Annotated in this window: 25 protein-coding genes and 1 riboswitch; of the genes, 9 read left to right on the top strand and 16 right to left on the bottom strand. The window is 41.7% G+C overall.

Going from position 1 to position 25,837, the window contains the following annotated elements; all coding sequences use genetic code 11:
• Positions 1 to 90: 90 nt before the first annotated feature.
• From fdhA to ABRT01_RS15530, 7 genes are all read right to left on the bottom strand, one after another.
• Complete coding sequence (fdhA, locus tag ABRT01_RS15560) at positions 91 to 1,308, bottom strand: formaldehyde dehydrogenase, glutathione-independent (RefSeq protein ID WP_269411734.1); 1,218 nt, start codon at positions 1,306 to 1,308, stop codon at positions 91 to 93.
• 128 nt (positions 1,309 to 1,436) lie between these two features.
• Entirely contained in the window at positions 1,437 to 2,387 is a 951-nt protein-coding gene (locus tag ABRT01_RS15555; RefSeq protein ID WP_269411733.1) for a dipeptidase, read from the bottom strand.
• Between the two features lie 38 nt (positions 2,388 to 2,425).
• The gene (locus tag ABRT01_RS15550; protein ID WP_269411732.1) at positions 2,426 to 3,178 is read right to left on the bottom strand and encodes an alpha/beta hydrolase; all 753 of its coding nucleotides are present in this window, start codon (positions 3,176 to 3,178) and stop codon (positions 2,426 to 2,428) included.
• 111 nt (positions 3,179 to 3,289) lie between these two features.
• A complete protein-coding gene (locus ABRT01_RS15545; protein WP_269411731.1) occupies positions 3,290 to 3,490 on the bottom strand; it encodes an alpha/beta-type small acid-soluble spore protein in 201 nt (66 codons plus the stop codon).
• Between the two features lie 191 nt (positions 3,491 to 3,681).
• Positions 3,682 to 5,091 (bottom strand): NADP-dependent phosphogluconate dehydrogenase, encoded by a 1,410-nt coding sequence (gene gndA, locus ABRT01_RS15540; RefSeq protein WP_269411730.1) that lies wholly within the window; start codon positions 5,089 to 5,091, stop codon positions 3,682 to 3,684.
• A gap of 104 nt (positions 5,092 to 5,195) precedes the next feature.
• Entirely contained in the window at positions 5,196 to 6,149 is a 954-nt protein-coding gene (locus ABRT01_RS15535; RefSeq protein WP_269411729.1) for a threonine ammonia-lyase, read from the bottom strand.
• A 95-nt stretch (positions 6,150 to 6,244) separates the two neighbouring features.
• On the bottom strand, positions 6,245 to 6,703 hold the full coding sequence (locus ABRT01_RS15530; RefSeq protein ID WP_269411728.1) for a hypothetical protein: 459 nt from the start codon (positions 6,701 to 6,703) through the stop codon (positions 6,245 to 6,247).
• 254 nt (positions 6,704 to 6,957) lie between these two features.
• Between ABRT01_RS15530 and rfbA the strand changes: the two genes are divergently transcribed.
• From rfbA to ABRT01_RS15495, 7 genes are all read left to right on the top strand, one after another.
• Entirely contained in the window at positions 6,958 to 7,890 is a 933-nt protein-coding gene (gene rfbA, locus ABRT01_RS15525; RefSeq protein ID WP_269411727.1) for a glucose-1-phosphate thymidylyltransferase RfbA, read from the top strand.
• On the top strand, positions 7,883 to 8,917 hold the full coding sequence (gene rfbB, locus ABRT01_RS15520) for a dTDP-glucose 4,6-dehydratase (RefSeq protein WP_269411726.1): 1,035 nt from the start codon (positions 7,883 to 7,885) through the stop codon (positions 8,915 to 8,917). Before rfbA ends, rfbB begins: the two co-directional genes overlap by 8 nt.
• Complete coding sequence (locus ABRT01_RS15515; RefSeq protein WP_269411725.1) at positions 8,896 to 9,855, top strand: glycosyltransferase family 2 protein; 960 nt, start codon at positions 8,896 to 8,898, stop codon at positions 9,853 to 9,855. The genes rfbB and ABRT01_RS15515 overlap by 22 nt, the downstream gene beginning before the upstream one ends.
• 5 nt (positions 9,856 to 9,860) lie before the next feature.
• Complete coding sequence (locus ABRT01_RS15510; protein ID WP_367748381.1) at positions 9,861 to 10,553, top strand: GNAT family N-acetyltransferase; 693 nt, start codon at positions 9,861 to 9,863, stop codon at positions 10,551 to 10,553.
• Entirely contained in the window at positions 10,553 to 10,918 is a 366-nt protein-coding gene (locus tag ABRT01_RS15505; RefSeq protein WP_269411723.1) for an EamA family transporter, read from the top strand. The genes ABRT01_RS15510 and ABRT01_RS15505 overlap by 1 nt, the downstream gene beginning before the upstream one ends.
• 76 nt (positions 10,919 to 10,994) lie before the next feature.
• Complete coding sequence (gene rffA / locus ABRT01_RS15500; protein WP_269411722.1) at positions 10,995 to 12,116, top strand: dTDP-4-amino-4,6-dideoxygalactose transaminase; 1,122 nt, start codon at positions 10,995 to 10,997, stop codon at positions 12,114 to 12,116.
• Entirely contained in the window at positions 12,079 to 13,785 is a 1,707-nt protein-coding gene (locus ABRT01_RS15495; RefSeq protein WP_269411721.1) for a DUF6044 family protein, read from the top strand. The genes rffA and ABRT01_RS15495 overlap by 38 nt, the downstream gene beginning before the upstream one ends.
• 95 nt (positions 13,786 to 13,880) lie before the next feature.
• Here the strand turns inward: ABRT01_RS15495 and ABRT01_RS15490 are convergent, their stop codons facing one another.
• Genes ABRT01_RS15490 through ABRT01_RS15470 form a run of 5 tightly spaced genes read right to left on the bottom strand, consistent with a single transcriptional unit; the run spans position 13,881 to position 19,194 of the window.
• Positions 13,881 to 14,951 carry a tartrate dehydrogenase gene (locus ABRT01_RS15490; protein WP_269411720.1) on the bottom strand — a complete coding sequence of 357 codons (1,071 nt, stop codon included), beginning with the start codon at positions 14,949 to 14,951 and terminating at the stop codon, positions 13,881 to 13,883.
• A 42-nt stretch (positions 14,952 to 14,993) separates the two neighbouring features.
• A complete protein-coding gene (gene alr, locus ABRT01_RS15485; RefSeq protein ID WP_269411719.1) occupies positions 14,994 to 16,118 on the bottom strand; it encodes an alanine racemase in 1,125 nt (374 codons plus the stop codon).
• Between the two features lie 30 nt (positions 16,119 to 16,148).
• Positions 16,149 to 16,982, bottom strand: a complete 834-nt coding sequence (dat, locus tag ABRT01_RS15480; protein WP_367748391.1) for a D-amino-acid transaminase — start codon at positions 16,980 to 16,982, stop codon at positions 16,149 to 16,151.
• Positions 16,983 to 16,996: 14 nt separating this feature from the next.
• Positions 16,997 to 17,986 (bottom strand): hydroxyectoine utilization dehydratase EutB, encoded by a 990-nt coding sequence (eutB, locus tag ABRT01_RS15475; RefSeq protein ID WP_269411717.1) that lies wholly within the window; start codon positions 17,984 to 17,986, stop codon positions 16,997 to 16,999.
• A 14-nt stretch (positions 17,987 to 18,000) separates the two neighbouring features.
• Entirely contained in the window at positions 18,001 to 19,194 is a 1,194-nt protein-coding gene (locus tag ABRT01_RS15470; RefSeq protein WP_269411716.1) for a M20 metallopeptidase family protein, read from the bottom strand.
• A 175-nt stretch (positions 19,195 to 19,369) separates the two neighbouring features.
• Here ABRT01_RS15470 and ABRT01_RS15465 point away from each other — a divergent pair, with 175 nt between their 5' ends.
• The gene (locus ABRT01_RS15465) at positions 19,370 to 20,344 is read left to right on the top strand and encodes a 2-hydroxyacid dehydrogenase (protein WP_269411715.1); all 975 of its coding nucleotides are present in this window, start codon (positions 19,370 to 19,372) and stop codon (positions 20,342 to 20,344) included.
• A 71-nt stretch (positions 20,345 to 20,415) separates the two neighbouring features.
• Here the strand turns inward: ABRT01_RS15465 and ABRT01_RS15460 are convergent, their stop codons facing one another.
• Complete coding sequence (locus ABRT01_RS15460; RefSeq protein WP_367748373.1) at positions 20,416 to 21,603, bottom strand: M24 family metallopeptidase; 1,188 nt, start codon at positions 21,601 to 21,603, stop codon at positions 20,416 to 20,418.
• Positions 21,604 to 22,191: 588 nt separating this feature from the next.
• The gene (gene queF, locus ABRT01_RS15455; protein ID WP_367748370.1) at positions 22,192 to 22,689 is read right to left on the bottom strand and encodes a preQ(1) synthase; all 498 of its coding nucleotides are present in this window, start codon (positions 22,687 to 22,689) and stop codon (positions 22,192 to 22,194) included.
• Positions 22,690 to 22,762: 73 nt separating this feature from the next.
• Positions 22,763 to 22,808: riboswitch (PreQ1 riboswitch) on the bottom strand.
• A gap of 158 nt (positions 22,809 to 22,966) precedes the next feature.
• Here queF and ABRT01_RS15450 point away from each other — a divergent pair.
• Positions 22,967 to 23,758, top strand: a complete 792-nt coding sequence (locus ABRT01_RS15450; RefSeq protein ID WP_367748367.1) for an SDR family oxidoreductase — start codon at positions 22,967 to 22,969, stop codon at positions 23,756 to 23,758.
• A 158-nt stretch (positions 23,759 to 23,916) separates the two neighbouring features.
• Here the strand turns inward: ABRT01_RS15450 and ABRT01_RS15445 are convergent, their stop codons facing one another.
• The gene (locus ABRT01_RS15445) at positions 23,917 to 24,669 is read right to left on the bottom strand and encodes a carbohydrate ABC transporter permease (protein ID WP_483101429.1); all 753 of its coding nucleotides are present in this window, start codon (positions 24,667 to 24,669) and stop codon (positions 23,917 to 23,919) included.
• Between the two features lie 68 nt (positions 24,670 to 24,737).
• The gene (locus ABRT01_RS15440; RefSeq protein WP_367748361.1) at positions 24,738 to 25,676 is read right to left on the bottom strand and encodes a carbohydrate ABC transporter permease; all 939 of its coding nucleotides are present in this window, start codon (positions 25,674 to 25,676) and stop codon (positions 24,738 to 24,740) included.
• Positions 25,677 to 25,837 lie beyond the last annotated feature (161 nt).

The raw sequence follows: 25,837 nt of genomic DNA, 5'->3' as shown, positions 1-25,837 counted from the left end.
CTTTTTTAGTGTAAGCTCCTACGCCTTAATTTTTATTTACTGGAGTTTTGTCCCAGCCTCTTTCCCCTTTTTCATTATTATTAATCCAAGTTAATTTCGCACCAAACCATGTGGGTCTATGACAAATTTTTTCGAGACACCACCATCAAACCGCTTATACCCGGCCGGAGCTTCGTTAAGGGAAATCAAGGTTGCGTTGACTGCCTTTGCGATTTGTGCTTTTCCACTCAAAATAGCCTTCATTAGATCACGATGATATTTCATTACCGGTGTTTGACCGGTCACAAATGTATGTGCTTTGGCAAAGCCTAATCCGAACCTGATTTTCAAGGTGCCTTCTTTAGCATCAGCATCCTTTGCACCGGGATCGCCTGTAACATAAAGCCCTGGGATCCCCAGTCTCCCACCGGCTCGGGTGATATCCATCACCGTATTAAGCACGGTTGCCGGTGCTTCTCCCGCTCCTTCGCCATGCCCACTTGCTTCAAACCCAACCGCATCAATTGCACAATCTACTTCAGGAACACCCAGAATTTGATCGATTTGTTCGCCAACGTTCGCATGTTCTCTTAAATTGATCGTTTCACATCCAAAGCTTCTTGCCTGTTGCAAGCGCTCTTCAATCATGTCACCAACAATAACAACGGACGCACCAAGCAACTGGGCGGAATGTGCGGCTGCCAATCCGACCGGACCAGCACCAGCAACATATACAGTAGACCCAGTTTTTACCCCGGCACTCACCGCACCGTGATACCCTGTAGGAAAGATATCCGATAACATGGTTAAATCCAGAATTTTGTCCATCGCTTGATCTTTGTCAGGGAATTTTAATAACTGGAAGTCAGCATATGGCACCATTACATATTCGGACTGCCCGCCAACCCAGCCGCCCATATCCACGTAACCATATGCAGACCCCGGGCGATCCGGATTCACATTTTCGCAAATATGTGTATCTTGTCGGCGACAGCTCGGACAGCGACCGCAGGCAATATTAAACGGGACCGACACCATGTCACCTTTTTTAATAAATTCTACATCACTACCAACTTCGATTACCTCTCCAGTAATTTCGTGACCCAATACTAATCCACTCGGAGCAGTTGTTCTGCCGCGAACCATATGCTGGTCACTGCCGCAAATATTAGTCGTAATAACTTTTAAAATAACACCATGATTACATTTTCTGCCTACGTTTAACGGGTTAACACCTGGGCCATCGTGTAGTACCAAATCCGGATAGTCGAGATCCCGAACCTCAACTTCCCCAGGTTTTACATAGACAACGCCACGATTTCCTGCCAATACTAATCCACTCCCTTAAAAATAGTTGTACAAATTGTACGTGCTACCATTCTATGATGCAGAGTAGTAAAAAATGCGCAGAAAGCGGGGATGACCTATTAACAAGAGGAAAGTAGACTACACTTTTACTAGATTGGCCGATGGTCTAAAAAGTTTTGGTAACAGAATCCTTTCACTTCGTCTTCCGAATAATGCTTTTGCAGTTCATTGATTAGATTAGGATATTTTGCGGCATTTTCCAGATCACGAACATAGTGACTGATACCATCAAAATCAGAACCAAAACCGATTTGCTTGACCCCGCCAAGGCTGCATAAATGCTCTATATGTCGCAATAAATCGGTAATCGTTGCATGATTTTCATCCCCGGTTAAAAAGAGCGGATGAAAAACAACCTGGATCAGTCCATTTTTAGCAAACATCCGTTTGATTTGGTCATCATACAGGTTTCGCGGGTGATCACAAATCGCTCGTGCATTCGAATGGCTGGCGAGCGGATAATCAGTATACTCCAAAATATCCCAAAAGCCGTTTACCGTCGCGTGTGATACATCAGTGAAGACATGATGCTGATTATTCAGCTTGACGACTTCTTTTCCCAATAATGTCAAGCCTCCGCCGCGTGGTTCTCCTGCCCCATCAGCGCAAAGGTTGGCATTATTCCAGGTCAGACCGAGCGATAGAACACCCAATCGATATAAATGGCGTAATTTGATCAGATCATTACCAAATGCATCAGCACCTTCCAATGTCAACACGGCACCCATTTCACATTTTTGCAATTGATCCAGATCTGTCCAACTTCTAATATGTTTGATTTCGTGATGTTTTTCTAATATTTCTGTATAAAACAAATCAACTTGCTCGAGCGCGTGTTGCCATTTTTCATCGGACGGTACATCCGGGTCAATAAATATAGCAAAAAACTGAACCCGTACACCACCTTGCTTTAAACGGGTTAAATTACTGTCCAGCCGATCAGAGTCCTGAAAATGGATTGGTTCCTGGCCAAACGGCTTTCCTCTTTTAGCCATTTGCAGTTTTAATAAAACATCACAATGTGTATCGATTATGTTCAAAGCTAGGACTCCTTTGTTTGTTTTGGTTATTAGATGAATTACTGCAGTGATTGAATAAATTTAATACTTTTTTCAGCAATTAATTCTTTATCATGATCCAAAGTGGCAACATGATAACTATTTTCCAAAATCGTGATCGTACGGTTTTCCGATGAAACTGACTCATATATTTCCCGGGAATTTTCCGGGGGAACCACATGGTCTTCGGCAGATGAAAAAATAAGTATTGGTGCAGTAATTTTTGGCAAATCGTTCCTGACAAGTTCAGCCAGAGAAATAAGTTCTCCCATTGATTTTACCGGGGTTTGTGCATATGCCAATTCTTTCACACCAGGTTGTTTAATATCAGAACCAATACCTTCTACAAACCTTGTATTGGCAGAAGATAACGCTTTATAATTTTGCTTCATTTCCTGCATCTCTACAGCCGCATTTATGGGGATAATCCCTTTAATTTCTGGATGATTTTCTGCCAAATATAATGTTAACGTCCCCCCCATCGATAACCCCGCCACAAAAACGGAGGAACAGGTGACTTTCAATTTTTCCAATCCATCTTCAACTGTTTGGATCCAATCCTGATATGTCGCTGTTTCCATATCCTCCGGCGCAGTTCCATGCCCGGTTAAACGTGGCCCGAACACTGTAAAACCAGCATTCGCCAGCTCGTCTCCAAGATAATACATACTTTGTGTTGAACCTGTAAATCCGTGGATGACTAATACACCGGTATCATTTCCGGGAAAATAAAATTCTTCCGCCCCTTTTATGACCTGAAACGATTGTGACATAGTTTCTCCTCCTTGGTAAATAAAATTTCTGACAAATCCAGTTTACCACAAACAAAGAGGACCCCGAAACCTCGGGTGTCCCCTTTTGCCATAAACGATGGCTTAGGCATACTACTGTTTGCCATTTTGCATATTTTGTTCAGCGATTTGGATCATTCGTTTGACCATCTCGCCACCCACCGATCCGTTTTCACGTGCAGTTGTGTCCGCTCCAGGCTTGACACCAAATTCATTTGCAATTTCATCCTTCATGTTTTCCATTGCATCTCTTGCACCAGGCACTAACAATTGATTACGATTGTTGTCTGCCACACCGATCACTCCTTGTGGGGTTTAGGAACAGAAGTACTCTGTTCATCTGTATATTTTACTTTTTTGTCACTGGTTATCCCTGTTAAAAGCTGGCTTGCTTGCGGTCTAATCCGTAACCTGGATTCTTATACTTCCTGGCCTTTAAAAAATAGAAACCCTTCCATCAAATGAAGAGTTTCACTTTATCGTTATTAAAACCAATTGGCGTGAAATACACCATCTTTATCTTTTCGTTCATACGTATGAGCGCCAAAGTAATCACGCTGCGCCTGTAGCAGATTGGCAGGCAAATCTGCGGAACGGTAACTGTCATAATAAGCAATCGCACTTGAGAAGGCAGGTACAGCAATTCCATGTTTCACAGCAATGGAAACCACTTCCCTTAATGCCGATTGATAGTTTTCCACAATTTCTTTAAAGTAAGGATCGAGCAATAAATTGGCAAGCGCTGGTTCACGATCGTAAGCGTCCTTGATTTTTTGCAAGAAACGCGCACGTATAATGCAGCCACCACGCCAAATCATCGCGATATCGCCATATTGCAAATGCCAATCATGTTCCTCTGAAGCTGCACGCATTTGCGCAAATCCTTGGGCATAGGAACAGATTTTACTCATATATAATGCTTTGCGTACAGCTTCAATGAGTTCTTCGCGCTTGCCATCATATCCACCGGTGTTCGGTCCACTTAACACTTTGCTTGCTTGCACACGCTCATCTTTCATCGCCGAAATAAACCGGGCAAACACCGATTCGGTAATTAATGGTAACGGCACTCCCAAATCTAAGGCATTTTTGCTTGTCCATTTACCAGTTCCTTTTTGTCCTGCCTTGTCCAAAATAACATCAATTAGACGATTCCCTGTTTCCTCATCTACCTTGGTAAAAATATCCGATGTAATTTCAATCAAATAACTGTCCAATTCACCCTTATTCCATTCGGCAAAAACATCATGAAGTTCATCGTTGTTCATACCAAGCACATGTTTCAAAATGTAGTAAGCTTCCGAAATTAGTTGCATATCTCCATATTCGATACCGTTATGTACCATTTTCACAAAATGACCGGCACCATTTGGACCAATATATGTCACACATGGATCACCATCAACATTGGCGGCGATAGCTTCAAAAATTGGTGCGACAAGATCATAGGCTTCTTTTTGTCCACCAGGCATCATGGAAGGGCCGTTCAATGCGCCTTCTTCACCACCGGAAACGCCTGTACCAATGAAGTGGATACCAGTTTCTTGCAACTGTTTATTCCGGCGGATGGTATCTTCAAATAGTGTGTTCCCACCATCAATCAAAATATCGCCTTTTTCCAAGTAAGGCTGCAAAGAGGCAATCGTTGCATCGGTTGCCGGACCTGCTTTTACCATCAGCAAAATTTTTCGTGGTTTTTCCAGCGTGTTTACAAATTCTTCAATTGATTGTACGCCAGTAATATTTTTCCCTTGCGCTTCGTCTGCCAAAAACGCTTCTGTTTTTTCAGGGGAACGGTTAAATACTGCGACAGAGTACCCTCTGCTTTCAATGTTTAATGCCAGATTTTTTCCCATAACTGCTAATCCGATCACACCAATTTGTTGTTTTACCATATTCATTTCCTTTCTGAATCTAACTCATTTATTTATCAGTTTATTGTTCTTCCATCTCATCAATTATATCATTAAAAACCACTCATTGTAGTAAATTGCCCAGTTTAATCTCTTGGAAAAATTCCACTTAAATTACGCACATCCACATTTCCACCCGAAAGCACACATACAACATTTTTGTCTTTTACACCCAGCTTGTCAAACATCGCTGCAGCTACGGATACAGCGCTGGATGGCTCAATAAGCTGTTTCATGCGTTCAAGCACAAAGAATAATGCTTGACTAATTTCGTGTTCACTGACAAGGACTAAATCATCGAGGTACTTTTGCACAATTGGGAAGGTCAAATCGCCCGGCTGACTGGTCCGAAGTCCATCAGCAATTGTTCTCGTTTCGGAAATATCGGTAATTTTCCCCTTTTTCAATGATAAATAGGTATCATTCGCAATTTCCGGCTCCACGCCAATCACTTTCACATGTGGCTTTGTTTCTTTGATGGCGGTTAAAATTCCGGAAATTAACCCACCACCCCCGACCGGTACGACAACCATATCGACGTCATCCAATTGTTGCAAAATTTCCAGACCTGCTGTTCCCTGCCCGGCAATAATATAAGGGTCATCATATGGCGGAATGAACACACCATTTTCCTCATGCGCAAGCTCTTTGGCCCGTGGCAGGCGCTCCGCTGACGTTAATCCGCATTTTTCAATTTTTCCATTATAAGACTGGATGGCATGCAGTTTACTTTCGGTTACATCTTCCGGAACAACAATTGTTGCATCCACACCCAGCACATTGGCAATATAGGCAACCGCTTGTCCGTGGTTCCCTGATGACGCAGCCGTGACAAATCGCGCTCCTTCCTTTGCAACCTGTTTTACCTTATTTGTCGCTCCCCTAATTTTAAAGGCACCCGTTGTTTGCAGATGCTCACCTTTTAAAAATATTTCATTTCCACACATAGATGAGAGTTGTTTTGATGTAAGGATTGGTGTTGTATGAATAATATCGGAAATTCGTTTCTTTGCCTGCCGAATATCGTCAATATGTACCATGAATTTATTCCCCCCCTTGAAAAATATCTTTAAAATAAGTTTAGACGAATTGTCCCTGGATAATCAACAACTACAATCGTACATCCGTACATCATTCATCTGTCCCCATAATCCCATAGAATCGTCCATTCCCCTTTCACAAGAGTCGTGTATACATCCTGAACAATATTAAAGTTGCCGAATTTCCCTTTGAATGTCTGTGTTACAGTTACTTTATATGCCACATCAATTGGTTCCGCACCCTCTTCCATTGTCCATCCTTCCGTCTTTTCCGGTTCACCAAGCGTATAGGTGAATGTATCAACACCAAAGTCATTTAGGAACACATGCGGCCGAATTTGCAGATATTGAACCTTATCGATTTTTTCTTTCATCTGTGGGTGGAACATGGCCCATGATTCAGAAAATGCACCGTCCTGTTCATATGTATAAAATGTATCTACTGCTTTTTGTGCCATATCTTCTGGTGATTGGCGAAAATAAAAATAACCTCCTGTGGCCAGAGCAATTGCAGTAAATAACAAAATCATTATCCCGATTACCTTACCTTTCATGCCATCCATCCCCTATGGTGTGTTTTCTATATCCTTATTCCACGACTGGGACAAATAGTATTGGAAGAGATGCAAAGACTGCAAATAATGTCGAAAAACACGCCTCAAGAAAAAACATCTCTTGTCCCACACTTTTGCGATAAATCTGAAATAAAATTGTAAGATTAATTTTCATGCAAAACGGTTATACCTTGTTAAGAGATCGTTTATAATCATATTAGTGAAAAAGTTAAAAAGTGGAAGGGATGGTATTCATGAAAGGTATTATATTGGCTGGTGGCAGCGGAACCCGTTTATCACCAAGTACAAATAGCATCAACAAGCATCTTTTGGCTGTTTTTGACAAACCGATGATTTATTATCCGTTATCTGTATTGATGTTAGGTGGAATTAAAGAAATCATGATCATCAGCACACCTCATGACCGTCCCAGATTTGAAGAATTGCTTGGTGATGGCTCAAGTTTCGGAATTTCACTCACCTATCAAGAGCAAACCGAACCGAATGGTATTCCGGAAGCATTTATGATTGCCGAAGATTTTATCGGAAAAGATAACGTCACCCTTATCCTTGGTGATAATATTTTTTATGGGCAAGGATTTACAACGATGCTTCGTGAGGCCATCAGCAATCACCGGCATGCAACCATCTTTGGTTATCGGGTAAAGGATCCGGAACGATTTGGCGTAGTGGAATTCGATCACAGACAAAAAGTCATTTCACTGGAAGAAAAACCCGCTGAACCAAAATCGGACTTTGCAGTAACCGGACTATACATTTACGATGCACGTGCAGTGGATTACGCCCGCAAATTAAGCTTCTCCAAACGCGGAGAACTGGAAATTACCGATTTGAATAAAGAGTACTTAAAGCGCGGACAATTAGATGTTCAGTTGTTGGGAAGAGGTTTCGCCTGGATGGATGCCGGAACCCACGAATCCTTGTTTGACGCCAGTGCCTTTGTAAAAAACATTCAACAGCGCCAAGGCTTTAAACTGGCATGTTTGGAGGAAATTTCCTATTATATGGGATATATATCAAAAGCAGCATTATACAAAAAAGGGAAGTCGATGGAAAAAAATGATTATGGAAAGTATTTGCTGGACATTGCCAATCGCAAGCATACGGAGCAGTACTGGGAAGCCATCGATCGCAACCCAATGTTAGGACTGGTTGAAAATGAATAAACGAAAGCCTACCCTTCTTGTTACCGGAGGAGCAGGATTTATCGGATCCAATTTCATTACTTATTTTCTGCAACAATATCCTGATTGTCAGCTTATCAATATTGATAAGCTGACATATGCCGGTACAACGGATAATCTAATTGAAGTACAGTACCACCCGAATTATCATTTTGTCAAGGGTAATATAACCGATGAAAAATTGATCACTTCCATTTTTTCGGAGTTTAATATTGATGGCGTTATCCATTTTGCCGCTGAATCACATGTTGACCGGTCGATTCAAGATGCCAAACAATTTGCCGAAACAAATATTACTGGCACATTAGTGTTATTACAGGCTGCAAGAAACGCATGGGAACAACAAGGGGTACTTCAGGAACGCCGATTTCATCATATTTCTACCGATGAAATCTACGGATCACTCGGAAAAACAGGTAAATTTAATGAAAACACACCGTATGATCCACGCAACCCGTATAGTGCATCAAAAGCAAGCGCCAATTTACTAGTGAAAAGTTTCGGCTACACGTATGGCATGAATGTCGTGATATCAAGCTGCTCCAATAATTACGGGCCAAAACAACATGACGAAAAACTGATTCCAACGATTATTGCGAAAGCACTTGCACTAGAGCCAATTCCGATTTACGGTGACGGACAAAATATCCGCGATTGGCTTCATGTAACCGATCACTGCCGGGCAATTGACTTGATTTACCATCATGGAAACCGTCTGGAAACGTATAACATTGGTGGCGGTAACGAATGGACCAATATCAGGATTGCTCAGGAGATCTGCAGTATACTTGATCAGCTAAAGCCGGAACGAAAAGCTAAAAATTCAATTGAGCATTTTTCTGATCTTATTGAATTTACCACAGATCGGTTGGGACATGACCGGCGATACGCAGTTGATGATACAAAAATCAGGGATGCACTGGGCTGGAAACCGGAAATCACATTTCATGACGGTATCAAACAAACGGTAGAATGGTATGTGAATAAATGGGAAAAAGTTACCCTCTGATTTCGGTCGTCATCCCTGTCTACGGATGCAGAACATGTCTGGTAGAATTATGTACCCGTATCATCAACACAATTGAAGCCATTCCAGCCCAACTCGAAATTTTTTTAGTCAATGATGCAAGCCCTGACCAGGCGTGGGAGACGATCAAGCAGCTCAGCCAAAAGGATAATCGGATCAAAGGAATCGACCTGGCCCGTAACTTTGGTCAACATCATGCCATTACTGCCGGTCTTGATTATACCAACGGCGACTGGGTAGTGGTGATGGATTGTGACTTGCAAGATCGCCCGGAAGAGATTACGACATTATATCAAAAAGCATTAGAAGGATATGAAGTTGTTTTTGGCAACAGAACAAAACGTCAGGATAAATGGCTTAAGCGGAAATCATCACAGTTGTTTTACCGTATCTATGATTTCTTTACGGGGTGGAATTCCGATTATACCATTGCCAATTTCAGTATTAGTGAGAGAAAAGTAATTGAAGGCTTTCGAACCATGCGTGAACAAACCCGCTTTTTTCCTTTATTTGTTCAGTGGATGGGGTATAAAACAGGAACAGTACGTGTAAAGCATAATGCCAGAAAAGAAGGAAAAACCTCCTATAATATAAAAAGGCTGGTTAAATTGGGAACCAACGCGATCATATCCCAATCCAACATGCCATTACGGCTATCAATACAATTGGGATTTTTGATTTCCTTTGTTTCCTTTCTGTTTGGCGTTTATCTATTTATCCGCTATTTTTTCCTTGATGCAACTGTACAAGGATGGACTAGTGTGATGGTTTCCCTGTATTTTATTGGTGGATTGATTTTATTTAACACCGGGGTACTTGGTTTATATCTTGGCAAAGTATTTAATGAAACAAAAGCCAGACCACTTTATCTGATTCGGGAAACAACAAACGAATCTGAGGATGCAAAGAAAGAGAGCTGATATATATGAAGACAGCAACCTATTTACGTCCAACTCCTTGGGATAAACGAAATTTTCATATTGATACATACGAAGTCACCTCACTAACAGAAGAAGCGCTTAACGAAACCGATCAATATGATGGTCACTACACGATTAAGGTAGATCCAATGGCAAACACGGAACTGCTTTTCAAACATGGTTTTTATTACATGGACACCATGATCGAACCCGTTTGTCAAAAGAAAGACTTACAGCTGATTGAGCAGGAAGGGACTTCAATTTCCAAGAATTATGTAACAGAAGATGTCTATGCGATCGCCGAGGAAGTATTTGAAATTAGCCGTTTCCATCGGGACTTTCATATCCCGTCCTTCATGGCTGATCTTCGTTATATGAATTGGGTACGTGATTTGCAGGAAAAGGATCTGATTATTGCTCTTTACAATCATGGGGAACTTGCAGGATTTTACGGTTATGAAGACGATAAAGTACTTCTGCTCGGAATAAAAGAAACATTTCGCGGCAAGGGACTGACAAAAGCTTTTACCAGTAAATGCTGTCAAGCGCAATTTGAACTTGGATATGAGCAATTAAAGACTTCGATTTCTGCGGCAAATCTGGCATCTTTAAATCTATTTATTAGTCTCGGATTTAAATTAAAGCGTACGACAGATGTCTATCATAAATTAACAGGTCCTGCCCCGGAGGAAAAATAATGGGATACGCATATATTTTTGGCACGATTTTCTTTACGGTTTACGGTCAATTAATTTTAAAATGGAAAATTGACCGTGCTGGCAGTCTGCCTGATGGGTGGCTCGATAAACTTGTTTTCCTGCTAAAGCTATTATTGGATCCGGTTATTTTATCCGGATTTCTTTCCGCTTTTGTAGCTTCTTTATTTTGGATGGCAGCCATGACCAAGTTTAATATTAGTTATGCCTATCCATTTATGAGTCTTTCATTTGTTTTAGTGTTCTTACTATCTGTTTTCTTATTTCAGGAACCTGTTACGCTGCAAAAAGTAATTGGTCTCGCCCTAATTGTTTCAGGCATCATCGTTACGAGTCAATCGCTGTAGTTGTAGATGGTTTAAAACATTTTGTTGAGAACGAATAATGGCAGGAAACTATTGGCACAAAACGAGGTGAACAAAGATGATTCCATTTAATGTACCCTGTAATGTGGGCGAAGAAGAAAAGGCGATGCACGAAGCAATTAAAAATAATAAATTGTCTGGTAATGGCCCATTTGGAAAAAAATGTACGGATTGGTTGGAAGATCACTTGGGGTGTGAGCGGGCGTTATTAACTCCGTCCTGTACAGCAGCCCTGGAAATGACTGCATTACTAACTGAAATTACGACCGGGGATGAAGTAATTATGCCATCCTATACCTTTGTCTCCACCGCAAACGCGTTTGCCATTAGAGGAGCGTCCATTCGATTTGTTGATATTCAACCTGAAACGATGAATATTGATCCAGTCCAAATAGAAGCTGCAATCACCGAACGGACAAAGGCAATTGTTGTGGTTCATTATGCAGGTGTGGCCTGTGATATGGATGCCATTATGGAGATTGCCCATCGTTACAACTTATGGGTAATCGAGGATGCAGCACAAGCACTCTGCTGTACATATAAAGGAAAGCCATTGGGTACCATTGGCCACTTTGGTACGTTTAGCTTCCACGACACCAAAAATTATATATGTGGAGAAGGTGGTGCACTTATTATTAACGACCCAACAGCGATAGAACCTGCAGAAATCATTCAGGAAAAAGGCACGAACCGAAAACAATTTAAAAAGGGGCTGGTTGATAAGTATACCTGGCGTGATGTTGGCTCATCCTTTTTATTAAGCGACTTAAACGCGGCTTATCTGTCCGTGCAGTTAGAACATGCGGAAACAATAACTCAGGATCGGCTTGCCACCTGGCAGCAATATAAACAGGCTTTAGAAGGCATGGAGCAGATCGAACTACCATCCATCCCGGAAGATTGTCAACATAATGCCCACATGTTTTTTATCAAGGCAAAAGATGAAGCGGAACGTGACGGGCTAATGGAATTTTTAAAGAACAAAGATATCATGGCCGTAACCCACTACGTACCATTGCACAGTTCATACGCTGGGAAAAAGTTCGGAAAGTTCGTTGGCACAGACCACTATACAACCACGGAAAGTGAACGCTTATTGCGCTTGCCGTTATATTATGGAATTGGAGAAGAGGCTGTCGATCATGTGGTCCAATCTATTTACACGTATTACCAATCATAAATATATTCTGATCGCACTTCTAGTGATTATCGCTTATCTATTTCCCTATTATTGGCTGGGTGAAGATGCTCATATCCGCGTCCATGATAATATGGACTCCAACATCGTCTGGTATAAAATATTAGCTGAGAGCGGACATATCTTTACATTACATGATGTTGCACTGCCGAATATCATTAATGGATTGCCAAGAAGTACACTTCCGTCCGGTTTCGATGCTGTGGTTTGGATGTATGTGCTGTTCAAACCAATGACAGCTTATACGATCAGTCAAACCATCATGCGGCTTGTCGCTTTTTTCGGTATGTATTTACTACTTAAAAAGCATTTTTTACGTAACCAGTCAACATCATTCATCATTGTTGGCGTATCATTGGGATTTGCGCTTTTACCATATTGGCCGTCCGGTTTATTATCGATCGCCGGATTACCATTGGCATTACATATTTTCTTAACGATCCGCACATCAGGGAAATCGACACCAGTCTATAATTGGATTATCCTATTGCTCATTCCCTTTTTCTCAAGCTTTATTCTGACGTTTGTCTTTTTTCTTGGGTTAATGGGAATATTGTGGTTAGTAGATTGGATCCGTACCAAGCACGTTAATTGGCCTTTTTTTGCAGCGATTGCCGGAATGACAGCCGTTTATCTTGCTAAAGAATATTTGCTGATTTATTCGATGTTTTTAGAGGGCGGGTTTACCTCGCATCGTGATGAATTGGACCTCGGACATAAAGATTTACCGGGTACGTTTCAGTTGTTTCTACATAATTTGATCAACGGGCATACGCATGATTTATCGATTCACTATTTAGTTATCTTCCCAGTTATCGGTCTGGGTCTGCTTGTAGCTGCCTATCGCTATCTAAAACCAAAATTGCTCCTATACCTATTTCTATTTAATGTATTCCTGTCATTATGGTATGCGTTCTGGTATTGGGAAGGCTGGCGCGTGGTAAAAGATAATATTATGATAGCCAATACATTTAATTTTAGCCGGATTCATTTTCTGGACCCGCCGATTTGGTATATTTGTTTCGCGCTTGCCTTAACAATTTTATGGAAACACTTTAAATTCTTTAAGCCATTCGTCATCCTGTTGATCATTTTGCAGGTTTGTATGGTCTTTTCGTTAAACGAAGAAACCAAATACAGTCAAACGAAGAACCCGACATTCAAACAATTTTATGCAACTGAATTATTTGATGACGTGAAAGATTATATTGGAAAAGACCCATCCGACTACCGTATCGTCAATATTGGCTTGCACCCGGCCATTGCCCAGTACAATGGCTTTTATACGCTGGATACCTACAATAATAGTTATCCATTATCCTATAAACACAAATTTCGTAAAATCATTGCGCCAGAGCTTGATAAAAACAAAACATTAAAATCCTACTACGATACCTGGGGCGGCAGAGCCTATATTTATGTAAGTGAAATCGGCAAGCATTATATGTTCACGAAAAACAGCAAAAAAACCATTAAAGACCTTGATATCAATACCAAAGCATTCAAAGATCTTGGCGGTGATTACATCTTTTCCGCTGTCCCAATCGAAAATTATCAAGAAAACGACCTTCATTATGAACGCAGCTTTCAGAAAAAAGGTTACCCTTGGAAAATTTATTTATATCAAGCACGTGTGAACAAGGGAGAATAAGGAAGTTACCTTGTCCAAGTGCGATCCACTCTCCTTTTAAATAAAAAAACGAATGATACAACCCAATTGTATCATTCGTTTTTAGTTGTTGAGCCTCAACCGTTACGTTCCAACAATTCAACAAAGCGATCACCTACATCGCTGGTAGACCCCTTACCGCCAAGATCAGGTGTAAGCGAATCTGTCTCCTGGAGTAATTCCTTTATGGTGTGAAGAATCGCTGCTCCCCATTGTTTTTCTCCAAAAAAGTCCATCATCTGGCTAACTGACCAGATGGAGGCAATTGGATTAGCAACCCCCTTTCCGGCAATGTCTGGTGCAGATCCATGGACAGGCTCAAACATGGACGGGAACTTTTTCTTGGGGTTAATATTTGCCCCTGTCGCAAGCCCCATGCCACCAGTAATTGCTGCTCCAATATCGGTTAATATGTCACCAAACAAATTAGACGTAACGACTACACCAAATCGTTCCGGGTTAGACACAAAATAAAGACTTGCCGCATCAACCAAATACGAATATGTCTCCACATCGGGGTATTCCTTGCCAATTTCCGCAAACACTTCATCCCAAAACACCATCGAGTAATTCAAGGCATTTCCTTTACTAACACTGGTCAATGACCGATTTGTCCGGCGCGCTTCTTCATACGCATAACGAATAATCCGTTCGGTGCCTTTTCGGGAAAATACACCTGTCTGCAGCACAACTTCTTCTGGCTTGCCTTTATATAGCCAATCCCCTGCACCCGAATATTCTCCTTCACTATTTTCCCGAATAACCAGAAAATCAATATCCTGTTCCGTTTTTCCTTTTAGCGGTGTTAGCGATGGATTTAATAATGTCACTGGCCGTAAATTAACGTACTGATCGAACTGTCTGCGAATCCGTATTAACAAATCACGTAACGAAACATGATCTGGCACACCTGGATAACCGACTGCACCAAGATAGATGGCATCAAATGGTTTTAATTGTTCAATCCCATCATCATCCATCATTTTGCCTTCCCTAAGATAATATTCACATCCCCACGGAAACTCGGAAAATGAAAACGAAAGCGAGGAGTCCATTTTTTCGATGGCACGCAAAATCTTTACTCCCTCTGCTATCACCTCTGGTCCAATACCATCACCCGGAATAAGTGCAATTTTTAAGTTCTTCATTTATTATCTCCTCACCTTCTTGGATTACGCCTGTATCCAATCTCAAATATACACCCTCGGGATACGTTCCATCAAACTAGCCAGAACCTCGTCAACAATACTGTTCATCCAGTCCGCTATTTCATATGCCGGTATGTCATCGTCTCCCTGTTCGCCAATAATAACTACCTCATCCCCTTCGTTAACATCCGATATTCCTGTGACATTAATTAACGTCTGGTCTAATGAAATCGTACCAACAATCCCGGCTCTATTTCCTTTTACTAACATTTCTCCCTTATTTGATAAGATTCGCTGATAGCCGTCACCATGGCCAATAGGTACGACCGCAATTTTTTCTGTTGTCTTCGTAACGTATTCTCCACCGTAACCAACCGGCGTATGAGGTGGCAGTTCCCGTACTTGGAGGATTTTCGATTTTAGTGTCAAAACTGGCTTTAACGGCAAGATATTCTGTTGGCGTCGATCGGGATGGTAGCCGAATAAAGCAATCCCGGGTCGGACCATATCGAGATGCCAATCATTTCGTTTCATGGTAATCGTTGAACCAGCAACATGATGAAGGGGAAAATGAAATCCGTGTTTGTCTAAATCGGATACCGTCGTCGTAAACAGGTGAAATTGCTGATTGGTTGTCTGCCAGTCTCCTTCATCGGCACAAGAAAAATGCGTATAGATTCCTTCCCAATATAGTCCCGGGAGTGAAAAACATGATCGACAAACAGCTACGGCCTGCTCGGGATTCACCCCGAATCGATGCAGTCCTGTGTCGATTTTCAGATGCACAGCTGCGGTTGTTCCTTGCTTTTTTGCTTCATTACTAATGGCAATGGCTATTTGTGAGGAAGAAATGGAAGCTGTTAATTGATTGGCAACAACTGCCCCCGCTTGTTCCGGTGTAATCGCACTTAATAGCTGAATCGGGTTCTTAACACCACTTTCACGAAGCAATGCCCCCTCCGCTACGGTGGTAATCCCCAGACGATCCGCCCCGGCTTGAACAGCGGCATGCCCGATCGGTACAATCCCATGCCCATATCCATCCGTTTTAATGACGGCAAGCAGGTTACTGTTTTTGGCTATCTGTTTTAGCTTTGTGAGATTTTCTTTGAAAGCATTGATGTTAATTTCAGCAATAGTAGGATGATAAGATTCAAATGCATGCATGACAACACACCCTTCCCAGATCGGGTTAGCTTACGTTGTTTGCTGGTAGAAAGAACGAAATGCAGCGATTATCTGTCTCGTAATCATACCAGGTTTTCCAGAACCAATGATATGTTCATCGACATGTAAAATCGGCACAACATCCAATTTGGTGGCGGATATAAACACCTCATCGGCATGCAGTAAATCATCAACCGTATATAGTTTCTCATTTACCTTTACGTTTAGGTCGTGACATAACTGTAAAACTTTTTGCCGGGTGATGCCATTCAAAATATAGTTGTTTGCCGGGTGGGTATACAGTTCTCCATTTTTGACAATAAACACATTGGACGCACTTGCTTCGGTAACCACGTTCCCCCGATGAAGAATCGCTTCAATCGCATGGTGTTCTACTGCCTTTTGTTTGGCAAGCACATTTGGCAGTAAGTTAAGTGTTTTAATATCACAACGCAACCAACGGATATCCTCGGTCAGTACCGCTGTTGCTCCTTCGTCCTCTACATTGGTCTCCCGTGGTTCCTCCCTTGTATAAGCGATTGTTACCGGGGAAACTTCAGTATTCGGAAACTGATGCCAGCGTGGTGCAACCCCCCTGGAAACTTGCATATAAATAATGCCCTCATTTAGCTCATTTTGTTTTACCAATTCCAGTAGATTATTTTTCAAATGGTTGATGGAAGAAGGTAAAGTTAATTGTATTTCACGAGCGCTCCTTTGTAAACGTGCCATATGCTCATCCAGCATCAAAGGGGTGCCGTTATAGACACCGATCACCTCATAGATCCCGTCACCAAATTGATAGCCCCGATCCTCAATATCAACTAGATTTTCCCGCTTGACGATTCGATCATTATAAAGCATATGATGCACAAAAATCACCCCTTTTCGTCTTCTATATATGCTTTGGTAATCGCTAATATAACCGATGTATCTACACTGCCCCCGCTAACAATGACGACTACACGCGAACCTAATTGTATTCGCCGATTTAAAATCGCACCAATCCCGGATGCAGCCGCTCCCTCGATAGCCATTCGGTGCTTATCAAGCATAAAAGCCATCCCTTGGGCAAATTCATCTTCATTTAATAAAATAATATCATCCACATATCGCTGCACCATATTAAAAGTGTACTGGTTATTGACACCGATTCCGCCTAGCAAACTGTCAGCTAAGGTATTCTCTTCCTCTACGATAACTGGTTTGCCCGCTCGAATACTAGCGTGCATTGCCGCCCCTTTTGCAGTTGATAGTCCGATAACCTTAATCGTTGGATCGGTTTCTTTTAGAGCAACACCCAAACCGGAATGAAGCCCTCCACCGGATAATCCACCGATGACTGTATCAACATCTGGTAAATCGTCAAGCAGTTCCAGGCCGATTGTTCCTTGACCGGCAATGACATCTTGGTCGTCAAACGGATGAATCACGGTCATTCCCTGCTCTTTTTCCAGTTGGTAACTGCGCTGTTCGGCATCATCTTGTGATTTGCCATCAATATCCAGCCGGGCTCCAGATCGCTGCAACTGTTTGATTTTGGCGTTAGGAACACGGTTAGAGATACAAATGGTTGCCTGGATGCCCAGTTTTTCCGCCATGTATGCAACACTCATACCAAAGTTCCCTGTCGAAAATGTGGTTACACCAAGTTTTTGCTGTTCTGGTGTCAAATGAAGGATTTTATTTGCTGCCCCTCTGATTTTAAATGAGCCGCTAACATTTAAATTTTCCAGTTTTAAATAGACCAAGGTTCCAGCAAATTCTGATAGCGATGGGGAATAGATTAATGGTGTTTTTTGTACAAAGGGTGCAATCCGTTGACGAGCTTTCCATATATCCCGTAACGTTATCGGCGAACTTGACATAAAATTGTCCTCCTTCAGGTTATCCGCAAATATCGCTCTGCAGCTTCTGTCAAAATCGCAACACCCACTGGCAAAACCCGTTCATCAATATCAAAAGTTGGCGTATGCAACTCACGATGGACACCATCTCCAATCGCACACCCAAGGAAAAACATGGAACCTGGCACAACTTTGGTCATATGGGCAAAATCTTCCCCGCCCAACCCAAATGGTGCATCGATAATGGTGAAATCGGGATATAAATCATTGATGACCTGACGAAGGTGTTGATTAACGGCGGGATCATTTTTCAATGCCGGATCCTCTGGTGTAATCGTTAAATCAAATGCCCCACCTAAAACATTTACTAATGAAAATGCCTTCTGAAGCTCATCATGAATCTTTTTTCGTACATTCGGGTGGTAACTGCGAATGGTTCCTTTCACGACAACTTCGGATGGAATCACATTGCTGGCAAACCCGCTTGTGATACTGCCAATGCTAATGACTGCGGCGTCCAGCGGGGAAATTCTTCTAGCCACGATCCCATGCAATGCCTGCAATACCGGTCCAAGCATCCATACCGGGTCTGTTCCAAGGTGCGGATAGGCGCCATGACCACCTGTTCCATATACTGTCGCTTGAAACACATCGACATTTGCCATACTATACCCATCGTGAATCTTCACCTCACCGACTGGGTTTTCCGGGTTCATATGCAGTGCCATTACGCTATTCACATCATCCAATACACCAGCTTTGATCAGATAGGGTGCACCGGTAGAACCTTTGACATCCGCTTTCTCTTCCGCCGGTTGAAATAGGAATTTAACCGTTCCCTGTAAGCGACCGTTTTGAAAACTGTCACCAAGCAAACTTGCAACGCCCAACCCAATCGATATATGGGCATCATGACCACACGCATGCATCACACCTTCATGCTTTGAGCGATATGCGTGGGCATTCTCCTCTTGAATCGGCAATGCATCCATATCGGCGCGAATGGCAATGGTTGGTCCTGAGCCATTGGAAAGCGTGCCAACAACAGCAGTAGGATAACCAACACCCATCTCCACTTGCATGCCAGGGATATCATCCAAAACTGATTTCACATATTTTGACGTCTTCTTTTCTTGAAAACTCAATTCCGGAAACTGGTGAAATTTACGTCGCCACTTTATCAACTGGGGTGTTAGTTCACTTGCACGGTCACGTACCGATTTTTCCATTTCCAAATCACCTTTCCATCAAGCAAGCATTATTCCAATTATATTCAGATTAATTCAGACTATTCAAATTGTCAATCAACATCCTATAATTTGAAATATTCCTTTTAGCGTGTTGACTTCATGATAAAATATCGCTATTTTTAAGGTAGGATGGTGTGTGAAATGGAGGAATCGTATGAAGAGGAAAGTTATTGCTTATAACCGTGTGGAAAAACCTGTCTTAGAAGCATTGCAACAAAAATATGATGTACACTTTTTTAAAGATATCGACACAAAAACTGATAAAGCGTTTTTAACCTGTTTACAGGAAACTGAAGGAATTATTGGCTTAGAATTGGTGGTTGATCGGGAATTGTTGGAGCAAGCACCAAAATTGAAAATTATTAGTAATGTTTCCGTTGGCTATAGCAACCTGGATTTAGAAGAACTTAATAAACGGGGAATCATGGCAACCAACACACCGGATGTACTTAATGATACGGTTGCCGATACGATTTTTGGCATTTTAATCGCAACTGCAAGACGAATACCGGAACTTGACCGGCTTGTAAAAAATGGAGAATGGAAACAAGAGGCAATCGGCCCCGAGTATTTTGGAGTAGATGTTCACCACAAAACCCTTGGCATTATTGGCATGGGACGTATTGGTAAAGCACTCGCCCAACGTGCCCATTTTGGTTTCGATATGAACATTTTGTATCATAGCCGCAGCCGAAAACCTGAAGCAGAAGAAAAATTCGCCGCTTCCTATCGTAGTCTTGACGGATTATTAGGTGAAGCTGATTTTGTTTGTTTGATTACACCATTAACAAACGAAACGAAAGGCCTGATGGGAGAAAAGGAATTCCAAATGATGAAACCATCTGCCATGTTTATTAATGGCTCGCGTGGAAAAACAGTTGATGAACCGGCATTGATCCGGGCATTACAAAACGGCGACATAGCCGCAGCAGGTTTGGATGTGTTTGCTACCGAACCAGTCGCTATAGATAATCCGCTACTAGCATTAAAAAATGTGGTGACCACCCCTCATATTGGGTCATCCACACATGAAACCGAGCTAAAAATGTCAGAACTTGCTGCGTATAATTTAGAAGCCGGTTTGAATGGGAAGACACCGCCGAATTTAATCAAAATAAAAGCTGAGTAAGAAGGACATATGCGGTTAGCCCCCTCACTACATTAACGCATTAGAGTAGTGAGGGGCTAATCTCTTTCGTATTATGCCAGTCTGATATGCGGCTTCACCATCAATTCACGCGGAAAATCAGCTAATAATTCACAGCCTGTTTCGGTAACCCGGAATGATTCACTAATTTCTACACCCATATTCTCCATCCATATTCCCGGGATCAAATGGAAAGTCATGTTTGGCTCCAGAATAGTACGATCTCCAGGCCTTAAGCTTGCCGTATGCTCTCCCCAGTCTGGTGGGTAATTCAATCCCATCGAATAGCCCATCCGTGATTCTTTTTTAATACCATTTTTCTCAATAACTCTACGCCAAACCATTTCAAGTTCCTCGCAGGTTATACCAGGTTTGACTGCATCCAGTGCTGCATTTAACCCTTCTACGACACAGTCCGCGACATACTGCATTCGTTCAGTCGGCACACCAATTACAATCGTTCGGGCCAATGGTGAATGGTAACGTTTATAACAACCTGCCAATTCAATAATCGCTGGATCCCCCTGTTTAAAACGATCCTCGGTCCACGTTAAATGACATGCTGAGGTTTTTTCACCTGTTGGCAATAATGGAACAATTGCTGGGTAATCACCACCAAAATCCTCCAGGCCGCTTATTTGAGCATGAGCAATGCCTGCAACAACATCACATTCTCTTACCCCTTCATCCATCATGTCAAACGCGGTCTGCATCGCCTTTTCCGCGATTTTGCCGGCTCGTTTCATATAAGCGATTTCTTGATCCGACTTGACAATCCGAACCCAGTTAACCATATTGGTACCATCTTTAAATGTCGCATTTGGCAAACCTTTCACAAGTTGCAAATAGCATTTAGCCGTAAAATAATACGCATCACATTCAACGGCAATCGTTTGCTTATCTCGTTTTCGCATTTTTAACAAATCACAAACAAAGTCCATTGGATGCCTCTGGGTTGACTGCACATAATGATCGCCATATGGAATAATATGATCATCATCCAGCCAAGTAGTGTGTCTGGCCGCACTTGCATCTTGACTACGCCCCACCCAAATCGGCTGTTCTTCATCGATCAGGATAATAAGCACCTGATGAACATAAAATGACCAGGCATCATACCCTGTTAAATAATTCATGTTTGCTGGATCGGTCACCAGCAAAATATCAACCCCGGCATTTGTCATCCGCTGTTTTGTTTTCACTAATCGTTCCTTAAACTCCGAAACCGAAAATGTTAACATCCCTCATCCCATCCTCTCAAGCAAATATAACTTGCTGAACAACAGGATAGCGAATGAACCGCTTACATTTCTTAGCTCATTTCCGGGTTTCATTTAGGTTTCGGTGTTTACGGAAATCATCTTCTGCATTTTTATTCCTATCCTGTTATTTGTCCACAAGATAAAACGGGCTTTGTACACACGCACTAAAAGGAATTTAGCAATAAAGGTGCTTACTATATAAAATGCAAAAAAAATCATTTTGGAACCTGTCAATGTGGTTTTAACTATATTATAAATCAACACTTTTTTGAATGCAATAACTATTGCGAATCATTATTTTGTAATTCTAGTTATGTAAAAGCGAACCAACGATTCACCGCGATTCGCTCAAAATCTGTCATGCAACGCGATTCAATTCCTTCTCCATGTGTTTATTGGAATACTTTTTGTCGTTGTTCGCAATAGTCACGTTATAGCGTATGACTCCAAGGATGACCCAGGCACCAATAATCAGCCATTCATACGACTAAATCAGTACGGATGACATCACCGCAAATACTGATATGTAGCAGTGATTTGCGGGATTTCCAGAGTAATTGATACAAATTAACGATTGTCTATTTTCTCTGGATTCAAATCATGATTCATCAACCGATGGTCAGCCATTTGCGCAAATTTGGTACCTGGTTTGCCATAGTTACAATATGGATCAATTGAAATACCGCCTCTAGGTGTAAACTTTCCCCACACCTCAATGTAACGCGGATCCATTAGATCAATCAGGTCATTCATAATGATATTCATACTGTCTTCATGAAAATCCCCATGATTACGAAAACTGAATAGATACAGCTTTAGTGATTTGCTTTCTACCATCTTTTGATCTGGAATATAGCTGATATAAACGGTTCCAAAATCCGGCTGTCCAGTTTTCGGACAAAGCGTTGTAAACTCAGGGCAGTTAAATTTCACAAAATAATCCCTATTCGGATGCTTGTTATCAAATGTCTCCAATACTGCCGGTGTGTAATCAAAGGCATATGTTGTTCCTTGACTGCCTAACAAAGTAAGATCAGTCAAGTCATTATCATCGCGTCCTGCCACGTTAAATCCTCCTTTACTCCATTAAAAAAACCATGGTCCCCTAAGGCACATGGTTTTTGGATCATGACATGTTTTGTCCTTAGTTTTTTATAGAGGGTTGAACTAAGAACCTCTCCAGTATAGTTAGGTATTCACCCATTGTTTCTGCTGGTAATTATATCTGGAAGGCTTGAGGATGTCAACGTTAATTTAGAGGTTATCCAGCTTAACATTTGAATTTCGTCCCACCTCATTTCATAATAAAAACACAAGTAAAAATTTGATTGGAGGTCATTCCATGAATTTAGGTCTTGAAGGCAAGTCGGTTGTTGTATTGGCATCTAGTAAAGGTTTGGGCAAAGCAGCTGCACACCTATTTGCGGAGGAAGGGACACATGTTTTCATCGCCAGCCGGAATGAAAGTGAACTGGAGAAAACAAAAAATGAGATCCAAAAAGAAACAGGGAATGCGCATGTTCACTATCAAGTTTGTGACATTACCAACCCTGATTCCATCAAACAATTAATCGCGAAAGCAGCTGCGAAACATGGAACGATTGATATCCTTGTCAATAATGCGGGCGGTCCTCCTGCTGGTTTATTTGATGATTTTGATGACGACGCCTGGCAAAACGCATTTGAATTAAACCTGTTAAGTTTTGTCCGGGCGATCCGTGAAGCACTGCCATATATGAAAAAGCAACAAAGCGGGCACATTGTTAATATCACGTCCTCATCCATTAAACAGACATTGGACAATCTGATTTTGTCCAATACGTTTCGGGCGGGGATTGTTGGTCTTGCCAAAAGCTTGTCACAGGAACTTGCAGCGGACAATATTTTAATCAATACGATTGGGCCAGGCAGGATTGCGACTGACCGGGTGACTAGTCTCGATCAAATCACTGCGAAAAAGCAAAACATGGACCCAGATGAGCAAAGAAAAAAATCAGAACAATCGATTCCCATGCAACGTTACGGTGAACCAGATGAGTTTGCCAAGATGGTTGTCTTCCTATGTTCCCAGGCAAATACGTATGTAACCGGGCAAACACTTGTCGTTGATGGTGGACTGGTCAAGGCATTGTAGATAGAACAAAAGCGCTGCGGAATCTTTGAGTTTGCAGCGCTTTTCCAACTATAAATCAATCCAAACCTCACTTTCATACCACCTACTTCTCATCTCCCACCCAGACAATTTTTGGGTAAGAGTCTTATTACTCGTCATAGAGAATCCCAGAAAGTAAGCTATCCTTTCACCGATCCTGCCAACAAGCCTCTGACAAAATACTTACCTAAAAAGATATAGACAAGCAATGTTGGCAATGCAGCTAGTAATGCCCCAGCCATTTGCACATTCCATTGAACAATCTGACTGCCGGATAAGTTTTGCAGAGCGACCATAATTGGTTGTTTATCTGACGTTGTAATGGTTACAGCAAACAAAAATTCATTCCAAATATTTGTAAACTGCCAAATCGCTACAACAACAAACCCCGTGATCGACAGGGGAATCATAATATGCCGGAAAATCCCCAAAAAACTAGCACCATCGATTTTTGCAGCTTCGATCATCGTGTCCGGGATACTGGCATAAAAATTGCGAAACATCAACGTAGTTATTGGCAGACCATAGACAACATGAACTAGTACCAATCCCGAAATTGTATTATACAAATCAATTGACCGTAAAAATTGGATCAATGGAATCAAAATACTTTGATACGGTATAAACATGCCAAAGAGAATAATCGTAAATATCGTATTCGACCCTTTAAATTTCCACTTGGATAACACATAACCGTTCATGGCACCGAATAACGCGGACAATAAAGTCGCAGGGATTACCAAGTAAACACTGTTCCAAAAGTTCGGTGCCAAGTTTGTAAAAGCTTGGGCATATGAGCTGAAATCAATCGTTGTTGGTAATGCCCACATTTGCTCAAGTGATACTTCATCCAATGGCTTTAAACTCGTGACAATGATCACGTAGATTGGCATCAAAAATAATATAGCCAAAATGATGAGGATCAAGTATTTTATGAATTTACCAATATAGGATGCTGCCATTATTGATCCCCCTTTCGACTGTTCCATAAATATGGAACAATAAATATCGCGACCAACAGCAACATGATAATGGCAATTGCTGCTCCATTTGCATAATAATTTCCTCTAAACGTTGTCTCAAACATATAGACACCAGGAACATCCGTTACAAAATTGGCTCCAGATCCGGTCATCGCATAGATCAGATCAAATATTTTTAAGGAGATATGGGCCATAATAATAATGACACTCACTGTAATTGGCATAAGCATAGGCAATACAACTTTTCGATATACCTGAAATTCACTCGCTCCGTCTATGCGTGCCGCTTCCCGAAGTTCATCCGAAATGCCCCGGAGTCCCGCCAAATACATAGCTAACGAAAAACCGGTCATTTGCCATACCGCTGCAATAACAACCGCAATAATTGCAACGGGAAAGCCGAACTCAATGCTTCCCCACTGAAACCCGGCTAACACATTGGTGTCCGTATACCATTTCGGTTCAATACCAACCATGTTCAAGAAATGGTTAAACCCTGTTGACGGATTAAGCAGCCATTGCCAAACGACCCCGGTCACAATGAATGATAGAGCCATCGGGAATAAAAATATATTTCGGAAAATGGATTCCCCTTTAAGCTTTTGATCGATCAGAATAGCAATTCCCATTCCCAACACAATCACCAGAGCAATAAATAGCACGGTAAAAAATAATGTATTTCTCAGATCTGCCTGAAAGCGAAAATCATGAAATAAATAGATATAGTTTTTCAATCCGGCAAATGATAAATCCGGAACTAACGTATTCCAGTTACTTAATGAAACATATCCGGTCCAGCCTATAAACCCGTAAACAAAAATGAGAATCAATATAAAGGATGGAATTAAAAAAGCAATTGCTGTCCACTGATCCTTTGTCAACCGCTTCTTACGCTTGATTTGTATTTCTCTTTCCATATCATCGCCTCCTATCAAGAGGATCCAAGCTTATCAGTCAAAAAATCAGGAGGCTGTTGCCATAAATAAGACAGCCTCCATCCAATTACTTATGTTTATAGAGGATGTTCAAAAAGTCCGGTAAAAATGACATGCCCCTGCAAAAGGGGTATGCCGACGCC

It is taken from the genome of Lentibacillus sp. L22 (assembly GCF_040812445.1).
GTDB classification, from domain to species: Bacteria; Bacillota; Bacilli; order Bacillales; family Amphibacillaceae; genus Lentibacillus_C; species Lentibacillus_C daqui.
The sequence above is the reverse complement of the archived record's forward strand: the minus strand, read 5'-3'. Positions and strand labels throughout refer to the sequence as shown.